Source organism: Escherichia sp. AM3 (genome assembly GCF_032029835.1).
In the GTDB taxonomy this organism is placed as follows: domain Bacteria; phylum Pseudomonadota; class Gammaproteobacteria; order Enterobacterales; family Enterobacteriaceae; genus Escherichia; species Escherichia coli.
In genome coordinates this window covers 1-234 of record NZ_JAVUPQ010001325.1, presented here as the reverse complement: position 1 = coordinate 234, position 234 = coordinate 1, and the positions used below count along the sequence as shown (strand labels likewise).

Annotated in this window: 1 pseudogene; it reads left to right on the top strand. The window is 62.8% G+C overall.

Annotation, left to right across the window (positions count from 1 at the left end):
* Window positions 1-70 precede the first annotated feature (70 nt).
* Window positions 71-151 (top strand): annotated as a pseudogene (locus RTW80_RS30895) (hypothetical protein); the annotation flags it as partial.
* Window positions 152-234 lie beyond the last annotated feature (83 nt).

The window sequence follows — 234 nt, the reverse complement described above, 5'->3', positions numbered from 1 at the left end:
TTTCCCCCCTGGACTGGCGTAGACGTTTGTGGCTGTATCAGCCCCCGGCGACCGGGGCTTAAACAGGTGAATGGCACCGGACAGAACAACGGGCAGGGACCCGCCGCAACGACGTGAAGCGCGGTTTGCGAAACGGCGTTGCCCCTTGCATCAACGCCAGCCCGGCTAAGATGGAGGCACGGCACAGCCCGCACACGACTCGACGTCCACATAACTGAACCCCCACAAGGCCAT